This window comes from Micromonospora cathayae (assembly GCF_028993575.1).
GTDB classification, from domain to species: Bacteria; Actinomycetota; Actinomycetes; order Mycobacteriales; family Micromonosporaceae; genus Micromonospora; species Micromonospora cathayae.
Genome location: NZ_CP118615.1, coordinates 5,161,293 through 5,172,861 on the forward strand (window position 1 = coordinate 5,161,293; position 11,569 = coordinate 5,172,861).

General features: G+C 72.7%; 8 protein-coding genes. 5 read left to right on the forward strand and 3 right to left on the reverse strand.

Going from position 1 to position 11,569, the window contains the following annotated elements; translation table 11 throughout:
* Nucleotides 1–110 precede the first annotated feature (110 nt).
* Genes PVK37_RS23155 through PVK37_RS23165 form a run of 3 tightly spaced genes read left to right on the forward strand, consistent with a single transcriptional unit; the run spans nt 111 to nt 3,432 of the window.
* Nucleotides 111–1,043: a polyphosphate polymerase domain-containing protein gene (locus PVK37_RS23155; RefSeq protein WP_275029812.1), complete on the forward strand. Its 933-nt coding sequence runs from the start codon at nt 111–113 to the stop codon at nt 1,041–1,043.
* The gene (locus PVK37_RS23160) at nt 1,040–1,717 is read left to right on the forward strand and encodes a DUF4956 domain-containing protein (RefSeq protein WP_275029813.1); all 678 of its coding nucleotides are present in this window, start codon (nt 1,040–1,042) and stop codon (nt 1,715–1,717) included. The genes PVK37_RS23155 and PVK37_RS23160 overlap by 4 nt, the downstream gene beginning before the upstream one ends.
* On the forward strand, nt 1,717–3,432 hold the full coding sequence (locus tag PVK37_RS23165) for a CotH kinase family protein (RefSeq protein WP_275029814.1): 1,716 nt from the start codon (nt 1,717–1,719) through the stop codon (nt 3,430–3,432). Before PVK37_RS23160 ends, PVK37_RS23165 begins: the two co-directional genes overlap by 1 nt.
* 66 nt (nt 3,433–3,498) lie before the next feature.
* Here the strand turns inward: PVK37_RS23165 and PVK37_RS23170 are convergent, their stop codons facing one another.
* From PVK37_RS23170 to PVK37_RS23180, 3 genes are all read right to left on the reverse strand, one after another.
* Nucleotides 3,499–4,452, reverse strand: coding sequence for an FAD-dependent oxidoreductase (locus PVK37_RS23170; protein ID WP_275029815.1), 954 nt, complete (start codon nt 4,450–4,452; stop codon nt 3,499–3,501).
* An 84-nt stretch (nt 4,453–4,536) separates the two neighbouring features.
* Nucleotides 4,537–5,301 carry a Stf0 family sulfotransferase gene (locus tag PVK37_RS23175; protein ID WP_275029816.1) on the reverse strand — a complete coding sequence of 255 codons (765 nt, stop codon included), beginning with the start codon at nt 5,299–5,301 and terminating at the stop codon, nt 4,537–4,539.
* Nucleotides 5,302–5,349: 48 nt separating this feature from the next.
* Nucleotides 5,350–7,374, reverse strand: coding sequence for a beta-galactosidase (locus tag PVK37_RS23180; RefSeq protein WP_275029817.1), 2,025 nt, complete (start codon nt 7,372–7,374; stop codon nt 5,350–5,352).
* 163 nt (nt 7,375–7,537) lie between these two features.
* On the opposite strand from PVK37_RS23180, the gene PVK37_RS23185 reads away from it, so the two are divergent.
* Both PVK37_RS23185 and PVK37_RS23190 read left to right on the forward strand, forming a co-directional pair.
* A complete protein-coding gene (locus tag PVK37_RS23185) occupies nt 7,538–9,877 on the forward strand; it encodes a TIM-barrel domain-containing protein (protein ID WP_275029818.1) in 2,340 nt (779 codons plus the stop codon).
* Between the two features lie 300 nt (nt 9,878–10,177).
* On the forward strand, nt 10,178–11,404 hold the full coding sequence (locus tag PVK37_RS23190; RefSeq protein ID WP_275035215.1) for an ROK family transcriptional regulator: 1,227 nt from the start codon (nt 10,178–10,180) through the stop codon (nt 11,402–11,404).
* Nucleotides 11,405–11,569 lie beyond the last annotated feature (165 nt).

Here is an 11,569-nt window from a genome sequence, read left to right on the forward strand (position 1 = left end):
CGGTCGTCCGAGATTCGTTCGGTATTCATACGCCATACAAAGCCCGCGCACAGGTTCACTCGGTTGGCTGTGGCCTGACCTCGTCCGCTCAACGAGATCGGCCCTCAGACATGCCCTTTTCGCTACGTGCGCGCCCGTCGCCAGCCGGTGCTGGCGGGGACCCGCCAGACCCGGAACACCGACGGAGGAGCACCGACCAGAACCACGCCACCGACCAGGCTGGACACGCGCTCCGCGCCCCCAGCAAACTGCACGCCTTCAACCGCTACGAGATCAAGTACCTGGTGGACAGTGGTTCCGTCCCAGCCCTGCGGGACCAGTTAACCGGCCGGATGGACCTCGACCGTCACGGCGGCGACGGTGGGTACGGCGTCTGGAGCGTCTACTACGACACGCCGCAGCTCCGCTTCTACTGGGAGAAGATCGAAGGGCTGCGGTTCCGTCGGAAGCTGCGGGTCCGCCACTACGGGGACCGGTCCACCATCGACGACGACACCACCGTCTACGTGGAGATCAAGCAGCGGGTCAACCGGGTGACCCAGAAACGTCGGGTCGCGCTGCCGTACCGGCTCGCCCGTGACCTGTGCGACCGCCGGGTGATGGTCCCGCACGACCCGGCGCAGCGCGCCTTCCTCGAGGAGGTCCTCGAACTGGTGTCCGGGCTCGATCTGCGCCCGGTGGCGATGACCGGCTACCAGCGGCAGGCGTTCATCGGCCGGGAGGCCGACGTGGGACTACGGGTCACCGTGGACCGTCGGGTCCGGGGTCGCGACCGTGACTTCCACCTGGGCGCCGACGCCGAGAACCGGCTCATCGTGCCGGCGAAGCTCTCGGTGGTGGAGATCAAGGCCAACGAGCGGGTGCCGTACTGGCTGACCGACCTCGCCGCCCACGCCAACATGTCGGTGGTCCGCATGTCCAAGTACTGCCAGAGCGTCGAGGCCTTCGGCCGCGCGCCCCGCTCCGTCTTTCACGTCGTCGACGACGACCCCGCCGCAGGGCTGACCCCTGCCCGCGCCACGAACGAGGTCCGCCACCCATGAACGTCGACTTCCAGGATCTGTCCGGCACGTTCAGCATGGCGGACATCGCCATCGCCCTGTCGCTGGCCTTCGTGCTCAGTGCGGGGATCGGCTGGGTCTACCGGTTCACGCACCGCAACATCTCGTACAGCCAGTCCTACGTGCAGACGCTGGTCATTCTCGGCATGCTCATCTCACTGATCATGCTGGTCGTGGGTTCCAACATCGCCCGGGCGTTCGCTCTGGTCGGCGCGTTGTCGGTGGTGCGGTTCCGCAACGCGATCAAGGAAACCCGGGACGTCGGCTTCATCTTCCTGGTGATGGGCGTGGGCATGGCCTGCGGTACCCGCTTCTACACCCTCGCCGTCGTCGCCGCGGTCGCGATCAGCCTGATCATCGTGGTGATGTACCGCTTCAACTGGTTCGCGCTCAACGTACAGCGTCAGGTGGTCAAGGTGCAGGTCCCGCCGGACGGCAGCTACACCGACGCCATCCAGGACGTGCTGGTCCGGTACACCACCGAGTTCGAGCTGGTCAGCATGGAGACGATCCGGGGCGGCGCGCTGACCGAGATGATGTACACCGTCCGGTTGAAGAAGGGCCACGAGCCGGGTGAGCTGATCACGGCCCTCGGTGAGCGGACCGCCGGCCAGCGGGTGACCGTGCTGACCGGTTACGACCAGACGGATCTGTGATGTCAGCGCTGAAGGTCGGTCCGGGACGACGGCTGCTGCGCCGCATCCCGGTACGCGTCCGGCACTACTGGAAACTGCTGGCCGGCTGCGTCGCGTTCGTCCTGGTCCTGACGGTGCTGTTCAGCACCGTCCGGGTGCAGCCGTACGTGACGAGCAGCAGCGACGTCAGCGGCGACGACGTCACCCAGGACATCGTCGGCACCCGTGACCTGTTCGACCCGACCGTGGCCCACGACATCTCGGTGACCTTCCGGGACGCGGATTACCAGCGGATGCTGGACACCTACGCCAAGGACGGCGACAAGGAGTACGTCGAGGCCGACCTCACCATCGACGGCACCCGGATCCCGAGCGTCGGCGTCCGCCTCAAGGGCAACTCCACGCTGGGCGGACTGACCCGCGACGGCGAGTCCATCGGGGGCTTCGGCGGCCGACGCGGCGGCCCGGACGGACCGGCGGGCGGCAACGGCCGACCGATGCTCCCCGATGCCGGCCAGGCCCCCGGCGGGGGCATGTTCCCCGGCGGTCGGGCCCCCGGCGGCGGCCAGGAACCGGGCGGGGACGCGCCGGACACCGGGGCGGGCAACCCCCGGGCCGGTGGCGGAATGACCCGGATGGCGCTCAAGGCCGAGGAGCCGGAAACCCTGCCGTGGCTCATCCGGTTCGACGAGTTCATCGACGGCCGCCGGTACCAGGGACACCGGGAGATCGCCGTCCGGGTCGGCGGCATCGGCGGCGGGTCGACGGTACTCAACGAGGCGCTGTCCCTCACCCTCCTGGACACGCTCGGCGAGACCGCCCCGGGGTACGCGTACGCCAGTTTCACGGTCAACGACCGGCCGACCACCGCACGCCTCGTGGTGGAGCACCCGGGCGAGAGCCTGGCCGACGGTCTCGGCGGATCCGGCGTGCTCTACAAGTCGCTGGCCACCGGCCAGTTCACCGACCAGGGCGACGACCCGACCGACTACCAGGACGACTTCAACCAGATCACCAAGAAGGGCAGCCAGGACCTCCAGCCCGTCATCGACCTGGTCAGATGGGTCAACAGCAGCAGTGACGCCGAGTTCGACGCCGATCTCGCCGACCATGTGGACGTCGAGTCCCTCGCCCGCTACGTGGCGTTGCAGAACCTGCTGCTGAACTTCGACGACATGGCCGGCCCGGGACGCAACTACTACCTCTGGTACGACCTGGGGACCAAGAAGTTCACCGTCGTCGGTTGGGACTACAACCTCACCTTCAGCGGCGACGCCACGCAGGGACCACACGACAGGATCAGCATGGGCTTTCCCGGCGGCATGCAGCTCCCCGAAGGCATGCAGCTCCCCGAGGGCATGCAGCTCCCCGAAGGGATGCAGTTCCCCGAGGGCATGGAACTGCCCGAAGGGATGAGACCGCCGGGCGAGGCGGGTGCCGGGGATGGCGGCGAGCAGGCCGGGGGCCCCCGGGGCGCAATGGGCGGCCACAAACTCAAGGACCGCTTCCTCGCCAGCGAGACGTTCAAGCCCGTGTACGAGAACGCGTACCGCGAGCTGTACCAGGCGATCTACGGCACCGGAACGGCATTGGAAAAACTGGATGGCATCACCAAGGTTCTCGGCACCGTCGACGGGCACGACGAGAAATCCGTCACCAGCGAGGCGGGCCAACTGCGCACGCTGATCCAGCAGCGTACGTCGCACCTCGCCGACGACGAGGTGGTCAAGGGCTGACCGGCCGGCGGTGGCCCGGGTACCCGACGTCGAGGTCGGGAACCGGGCCACCGTTCGTCCGGCGGGTCACCGTCCGGCCAGCGCCAGCGCGCAGACCTCGTCGGCGCAGCCCCAGGACAGCGTCATGCCCGCGCCACCGTGACCGTAGGCGTGCACCAGCCGGCCGCCCGGCCGGTTCTCCGCCTCGACACGCGGCCCGCCCTCGCGGCCGGGCCGCAGACCGATCCGCTCGCCGAGCACCGGCGCGACGGCGAGTTCGGGCACCAGGGCCAGGCAGCGGCGCAGGATGCCGGCCCGCAGTTCCGGGTCGGGGTCCAGGTCGGCCCGGCCGGGCTGGTAGCTCCCGCCGAGCACCACGTCCCGGCTGCGCGGATGCACGTACGCGGTGCCGTCCGGGTGCTCCTCGTCGCGGACCGACTCGTCCAGGCCGGGGTTGGCGACCAGCACGATCTGACCACGGATCGGCAGGACGGTCGGGTCCCCGCACAGCGCGCCGGCGGCCAGGCCGGCGGCGTTGACCACGACCGGAGCCTCGGCGAAGAGGTCGTCGAGTCGGTCGACCCGCCGGTGCGTCACCTGGCCGCCGCCGTCGACCACGCGCTGCCGCAGCCAGTCGAGGTAGGTCGTCATCTCGGCGAGCGGGGCGACGAAACGCAGCTCGCGGGCGTACGGCGCGGTGCCGTCCCGGACGGTGACGTCCCCGGCGGCCGCCGCCCACCAGGGCAGCCCGTCCCCGGCCCGGCGCTGCAGCATCCGGGTACGTCGCAGCAGCACCCCCGGCACGCCGTCGCCCGCCTGGCGGCGGAACTCCTGGTAGGTGACCGTCGCCCAGTCCAGCACCCGGGGGTCGGCGTCGGTGTGGGTCGGGTACCAGACCGCCGCGGCCACCGTCGAGACGAGCCGTTCCGGCGGGTCGGCGGTGAGCACGGTGACGCGCGCGCCCCGCTCCTGCAACCGCACCGCCGCCGTCAACCCGACGACGCCGGCCCCCACCACGATGACGTCAGCCACCATCCGCATCCCCCTTCCTCCGCTCCCGCATCCTGCCAGCGGACGGGGCGGGCGTCGGTCGGCTTCCCGACACCGACCGGCCGGTGTGGACGGTCAGCCGGTCGGCTGCTCCGACCGGTACCGGGTGATCCAGGCGCGGTTCAGGTCGTCGGCCTGCCGCCGGTGGACGGGGGTGACGGTGCGGTCGGCCGGCAGCGTCAGGCCGAGGTGGTCCAGGATGCCGAGGGTGACGCCGGTCAGGTCGACGGCCAGGTCCTCGTAGCGCACCCGGTACGGCTGGACGCCGTGCGCGGCGTACCACGCCTCCCAGGCCGCATTGTGCGCACCGATGGTGTCGACGAGGTGCCGGATCTGCCCGGCGTCGTAGGTGGGGGTGCGGTCGTTGCCCCGGGAGCCGCTGATCTCGCCGTTGCCGCCGTCGTACCAGACCCCGGTCTGCTCGGCGCGGGCCCAGGACACCGCCTGCGCGACCACGTCGTCGCGGGTCAGGTGGACGAAGCGGGTCCGGCCGAAGGCCCGTTCCAGCAGCCGGAGGTCCCGGCCGGCGAGGTCGGGGTGGACGGTGCCGAGCCGGTCGACGAGGTGGTCCAGGGTGCCCCACATCAGTTTCGCCCCGAACACACCGTTGCCGGTGCGGCCGGCCGCGAGGGCGGCCCGGACGAAGTCCGCGTAGTCGATGCGACCGTCGGCGGTACGGGCCACCCGCCACCGCTGCGCCCAGGACGGCTCGTCCGGCACCCGGAAGTACGCCTGCGGGCGACCGGCCACCCCGGTGGACTCGAGCAGCCCGAGCAGCACGGAACTGCCGGTGCGGGGGACGCCGCAGACGAAGTACGCATCGACCGCTGCCGTCGTCATGGGTTCACCCTACGTGCGGCCGCCAGCGCGTATCCGGCTCGCCCGGGGTCACCCGGCGGCGGGTTCCCGGAGTACGGCGACCTGCCCGGCGGGCAGGGTGAGCACATCCTCGACCATCGTGCCGGTGAGCAGCTCGGTGCCGGTCGCCGGGACCTGCTGCGCGCGGTCGGTGTGGTTGAACAGGAACAGCCAGCTCGCCCCGGGGGCGCGACGGCGGACCGCCTCGACGCCTTCGGGCGCGCCGGGGCAGGTGGGTGCGACCCCGGCCGCCCGGGTCACGTCGGTGAGCAGCGCCCGGTGGGTCGCCGCGTCGGGGCGGGTGGAGACGTACCAGGCGACGCCGTCGCCGTACCGGTGGCGGGTCACCGCGGGCCGCCCGGCCAGCACCCCGGCGGCGTACCGGTGGACCGGGGCGGCCCCGGCCAGGTGGACGGTCTCGGACCAGAACCGGCCGGTGCCGCCGCCGGTCAGCGGGATCCGGTCGTCGTCGGTGAGCGGGTGGAACTCCTCGACCCGGATGCCGAGCACGTCCCGGAACGCGCCGGGGTAGCCGCCGAGCCGGATCCGGGCGTGTTCGTCGGCGATCCCGCTGAGGTAGCTCACCAGCAGGTGGCCGCCGCCTTCGACGTAGGACCGGACCCAGTCGGCGGTGGCGTCGGAGGCGAGGTAGAGGGCGGGCAGCACCAGCAGCGGGTACCGGTCCAGCGGGTCGCCGGGGACGACCGGGTCGCAGGCGTACCCGGCCCGCCAGAGCGCCCGGTGCGCGGCGGCGACCTCCTCGTGGTGGTGGAGCCGGTCGGTGGGCAGGCCGCGCTGCTGGAGGGCCCAGCCGCTGGCGGCGTCCCAGCCGACGGCGACCGGGGCGTCGACGGTGCCGGCGTCGGCCTCGGCGATCCGTTCCAGCATCCCGCCCAGCTCGACCGCCTCGCGGAAGACCCGGCTGTCCGGCCCGGCGTGCGGCACCAGCGCCGAGTGGAAGAGTTCCGCGCCGCCGCGCGGGGCCCGCCACTGGAAGTACATCGCGCCCCGGGAGCCCCGGGCGACGTGCGCGAGGCTGTGCCGCGCCATCCGGCCCGGTTCCCGGGTGTGCATCCGGCCGGGGGTGTAGATGAGGTTGGGCGCGCTCTCCATCAGCAGCCAGGCGTCCGGCCGTCCGCCGGGGTCCGGGCCGGTGCGGTGGTACGCGCCGTGCCGGGCCCAGCCCCGGGCCAGGTCGGCGGCGAGCGCGGTCTGTTCCTCCGCCTCGGGGCCGGCGGCGGACGGGTAGTGGTCGATGGCGACCAGGTCGACCTCGCGGGCCCAGCGGGCGTGGTCGACCGGCACCCAGTCGCCGAGGACGTAGTTGGTGGTGACCGGCACCGCCGGGTTCGCGGCCCGCAGCAGCTCACGCTGCTCGGTGTACGCGGCCAGCAGTTCGTCGGACCAGTAGCGGCGGAAGTCGAGCACCTGGGTCGGGTTGGGCAGGTACTGGGTGGCCCGGGGGGTGCCGACCTGCGCCCAGTCGGAGTAGTGCTGGCTCCAGAAGCTGGTGGTCCAGGCGTCGTTGAGGCCGGCCAGGTCGCCGTGCCGGTCGCGCAGCCAGCGCCGGAAGCCGGCGTCGGCGTGCGGGCAGTGGCAGGTGGTGCCGTACTCGTTGTGCACGTGCCACAGGGCCAGCGCCGGGTGGTGGGCGTACCGGTCGGCGAGCACGCCGGTGATCCGGCGGGCGGCGGCCCGGTAGGCGGGCGCGGCGGCGCAGTAGGTGTCCCGGCTGCCGTGGCGCAGCCGGACCCCGTCGGCGGTGACCGGCAGCGCGTCCGGGTGGGCCAGGCTGAACCAGGGCGGCGGGGACGCGGTGGGGGTGGCGAGCGCGACCCGGATGCCGCCGTCATGCAGCAGGTCGAGCACCTGGTCGAGCCAGCCGAGGTCGCACCGGCCGGGGGCGGGTTCGAGCCGGGACCAGGCGAACACCCCGACGGTGACCAGGGTGACCCGGGCCTGCCGCATCAGCGCGACGTCCTGCCGCCAGACCTCGACCGGCCACTGCTCCGGGTTGTAGTCCCCGCCGTAGCAGAGCCGACCGTCGACCAGCATGCCGCACCCCCGCCAATTTTGTTTGGGACGCAGCTAAATTATGGCCGCCACCTCGGCATGTCAACGCGGCCCTGCTGTGTGATCAAGGCACTGCTCGTTGACACTTAGTTGGGTATCCAAAGAAACTAGGAGGGTTGCCGATCCGGGAACCGAGGAGAGACCCATGCCGTACCGCCCCCCGCTGGTTCCGTACGAGACCTTCGTGGCCGACCCGCCCGACCTGCCGGTCCGGGCGGCCGGCGACGACGGCCCCGCCGTGGTCGGCCGGGCCGAGGTGGTCGAGACCGACGCCCACGGGGTGACCCTGAAGAGCGCCACCTCCGACGGGGGTTCGCTGGTCGTCCGGGTCGAGTCCGCCGGTGACGGGGTCATCCGGGTACGCCTCGCCGAGGACCCGCAGGCCCGCAGCCGCTCCGCCCGGATCCTGCCCCTGGTCACCCCGGACCCCTGGCCGGCCCGGATCGAGGCCGACGGCAACCGGGTACGCGTCGACGCCGGCACGCTGGTCGCCGAGATCCGGCTCGACCCGTGGCACCTGCGGTTCCTCACCCCGGACGGCCGGGTGCTGCTCGAACAGGACGGCGGCACCCAGGACATCAGCGGGCGCTGGCGCACCCTCCCGTTCGGCCGGTCCCGGGCCGACGGTCAGCCGGCCGCCTGGCACGAGAGCTTCGTCGCCCCCGGTGACGAACGGTTCGTCGGGTTCGGGGAGAAGTTCACCCCGCTGGACAAGCGCGGGCAGCGGGCGCTGATGTGGAACTTCGACGCCTTCGGCAGCGAGTCGGACCGGTCCCACAAGTGCGTGCCGTTCTACCAGTCCAACCGGGGCTACGGCGTGCTGGTCGACAGCGGCCTGCCGGTGGAGTTCGACGTCTGCCAGTCCACCCACAGCAGCGTGCAGATCCTGGTCCCGGACGACGTGCTCGACTACTACGTGCTGGCCGGCCCGACCCCGACCGAGATCCTGGAGCGGTTCGACCGGCTCACCGGCCGGCCCTACCTGCCGCCGAAGTGGGCGTTCGGCTCGTGGATCTCCTCCGGGTTCTACCCGGACAGTCAGCAGCAGGTGCTGGAGCGGGCCCGCCGGATCCGGGAGCGCGGCATCCCCTGCGACGTGCTGCACCTGGACTGCTACTGGCAGGTCGACGGCCGCTGGTCGGACATGCAGTGGGACGCCGAGCAGTTCCCCGACCCGGCCGGCATGCTGGACACCCTGGCCGGGCAGGGGTTCCGGGTCTGCCTCTGGATCAACCCGTACATCTCGGCCGACAGCCCGCTGTTCGCCGAGGCGGCAGCGGACGGGTACTTCCTGACCCGCGCCGACGGCAGCGCGTACGTCGCCGACGTGTGGCACGGCAGCCACGCGGCCAGCGCCATCGTCGACTTCACCAACCCGGCGGCCACCGAGTGGTTCACCGGCCTGCTCCGGCCGCTGCTGGAACAGGGCGTCGCGGTGTTCAAGACCGACTTCGCCGAGGGCGTGCCGGCCGACGCGGTGGCGGCCAACGGGATGACCGGCGTCGAGCTGCACAACGTGTACGCGCTGCTGTTCAACGACGCGGTGTCGCAGGTGACCCGGGAGGTGGCCGGGCACGACACGGTCTGGGCCCGGTCGTCCTTCCTCGGCGGCCAGCGGCACGCCGCCCAGTGGAGCGGGGACGTCAACGCCACCTGGCCGGCGCTGGCCAGCACCATGCGCGGCGGGCTGTCGCACGGGCTGTCCGGCATTCCGTTCTGGAGCCACGACACCGGCGGCTTCCACGGCACGCCGGTGCCCGACCTGTACGTCCGGTGGACCCAGTTCGGCGCGTTCTCCCCACTGGTCCGGCTGCACGGCACCACCAGCCGGCTGCCCTGGGACTTCCCGGCCGAGGCCGAACGGGACGCGGTGGCCGCGTTGCGGCTGCGCTACCGGCTGCTGCCCTACCTGTACTCGGCAGCGGCACGGGCGGCCGCAACCGGTGCGCCGATGATGCGCGCCCTGCTGGTCGACACCCCGGACGACCCGACCGCCTGGACCCGGGACCTGGAGTACCGGATCGGCACCGACCTGCTGGTCGCCCCGATGTACGACCCGACCGGACAGCGGACGGTCTACCTGCCGGAGGGGGACTCCTGGGTGGACGCCGGCACCGGCGCGGTGCACCCCGGCGGGCGGCACGTGCACGTCACGGTTCCGCTGGAGCGGACGCCGCTGTTCGTCCGGTACGGGACGCTGCTGCCGGTCGGGCCGCCGGCCGACCGGATCGCCGACGGCCCTTTCACCGATGTGACCGTGGTGAGCTGGGGCGGCGTGACCGCCCGCACGGTGGTGCACGACGTCGACGGGGACACCGTGATCGAGGCGGTCCGCGAGGGGGACACGCTCCGGGTCACCAGCGACGGGCCGCTGCGCCTGCGCGGGATCGCGCTGGCCGCGGTGGCCGGGGCCGACGCCCCGACCACGGTGCTGCTCGACGGTGTGCCGGTGCCGGCGACGCCGTTCGACGGCCTGTTCGACTGAACCGTCCGGCCCGTCCGGCGTCCCGGGTCACGCATCCGGGGCGCCGGGCAGGTTGCCGGGCCGGACGGCTTGCAAAGCAGAACGGCCCGGATAGGATTAGTTAGTCTTCAAACCGAACAAAATAACCGACAGCCTCCGGGCCTCACCACCGACGGCGGGCGGGTCGCCCGACCGGGCGTCCCGGAGGCGCGCCGATCAGAGTCGACGGCGTCGGTGCGGCATGATGAGGACGCGATCACCACACCCCCGGCGGCACCGGGCGGGGAATGTCGGCGCAGGGAGCGGAGAACGTTGATCACGATGCAAGCCGGTCCGCAGCCGACCGACCTGAGCGACGTCCGGGCCACCAACCGGGCTGTGGTGCTGCGGTACGTCCGCACCCACGTGCCCTGCTCACGGGCGGACATCGCGGCGCACACCGGGCTGAACAAGGCCACCGTCTCCAGCCTGGTCACCGAGCTGATCGAGCACCGGCTGCTGCGGGAGACCGGGCTGACCGAGAACCGGGTCGGCCGACCCGCCACCATGCTGGTCCTCGACGGCGAACCGTACGCGGCGCTCGGCATGCAGGTCAGCGCCGACGAGTTGGTGGTGGTGGCCGTGGACCTGGGCGGTGGGCGGCTGCTCACCTGGCGGCGCGCCTTCCCCGCCCTCAGCGCCTCCCCCGCCGACACCACCGCCGCGGTGGCGCGGCTGGCCCGCCGGGCGGTCGCCCGGGTCGGCGCGCAGGGGCGTACGGTGCTGGGGCTCACCGTCGGCGTGCCGGGCCTGGTGGACACCGCCGGCACCGTACCGTTGGCCGCCACCCTCGGCTGGCGGGACGTGCCGTTCACCGCCGACCTGCGGGCGGCACTGCGCGGACCGGGCTTCCCGGTGTCGGTGGAGAACGCGGCCAACCTCGCCGTGCTGGCCGAACAGCGGCACGGCGGGTGGGCCGACGCGACCAACCTCGTCCATCTCACCGGTGGCGCCGGCATCGGCGCGGGGGTGCTGGTGGACGGTCGGCTGCTGCGCGGCGGCCGGGGCTTCGCCGGAGAGGTCGGACACCTGCCCCTGGAACCGGCCGGGCCGGCCTGCCCGTGCGGGCGGCGCGGCTGCCTGGAGGCGCTGGTCGGACTCCCGGCGGTGGTCCGCCGGTTGCTGCCGGACGCCGAGGCCGACGGTACGCTGACCGACTTCGCCCCCGAGGTCGAGCGGATCCGGGTGCTCGCCCGGTCCGAGGACCGGCAGACCCTGGCCGGGCTGACCGCGCTCGGCCGGCAGCTCGGGCACGGCGTCGCCGTACTGGCCGATGTGCTCAACCCGGAGGCGGTGCTGGTCGGCGGGCATTTCGCGGCGCTGGCCCCGTGGCTGCTGCCCGCCGCGCGGGCCGAGCTGACCGCGCGGACCCTCGCCCCGGACGCGGGCGGGACCCGGCTGGAGCCCTCCACCCTGGGTGGCGAGGCGGCGGCGCTCGGCGGCGCGACCGCGTCACTGGCCGGGGTCGAGGCGGGTCGGCTGCCGGTGCCGGCGGTCGCCGCCGGCTGATCACCGTCGAATCGACGTACCGTCACCTCTTGACCGGGACATGGCGCTGGTGCAAGCCTCAGACAGCCGCCTCGTAACACGTGGGCAACAGAGGCGGGTCATCTGTACGCGCCGTCGAAGCGCTTCGCGCTGACCGGGCCGACGGCCACGACACACCCCCCGCTC

Excerpts from the sequence above, each read along its gene's own strand:
- PVK37_RS23155 (WP_275029812.1), top strand. The coding sequence starts at position 111 with ATGCCCTTTTCGCTACGTGCGCGCCCGTCGCCAGCCGGTGCTGGCGGG.
- PVK37_RS23160 (WP_275029813.1), top strand. The coding sequence starts at position 1,040 with ATGAACGTCGACTTCCAGGATCTGTCCGGCACGTTCAGCATGGCGGAC.
- PVK37_RS23165 (WP_275029814.1), top strand. The coding sequence starts at position 1,717 with ATGTCAGCGCTGAAGGTCGGTCCGGGACGACGGCTGCTGCGCCGCATC.
- PVK37_RS23170 (WP_275029815.1), bottom strand. The coding sequence starts at position 4,452 with ATGCGGATGGTGGCTGACGTCATCGTGGTGGGGGCCGGCGTCGTCGGG.
- PVK37_RS23175 (WP_275029816.1), bottom strand. The coding sequence starts at position 5,301 with ATGACGACGGCAGCGGTCGATGCGTACTTCGTCTGCGGCGTCCCCCGC.
- PVK37_RS23180 (WP_275029817.1), bottom strand. The coding sequence starts at position 7,374 with ATGCTGGTCGACGGTCGGCTCTGCTACGGCGGGGACTACAACCCGGAG.
- PVK37_RS23185 (WP_275029818.1), top strand. The coding sequence starts at position 7,538 with ATGCCGTACCGCCCCCCGCTGGTTCCGTACGAGACCTTCGTGGCCGAC.
- PVK37_RS23190 (WP_275035215.1), top strand. The coding sequence starts at position 10,178 with ATGCAAGCCGGTCCGCAGCCGACCGACCTGAGCGACGTCCGGGCCACC.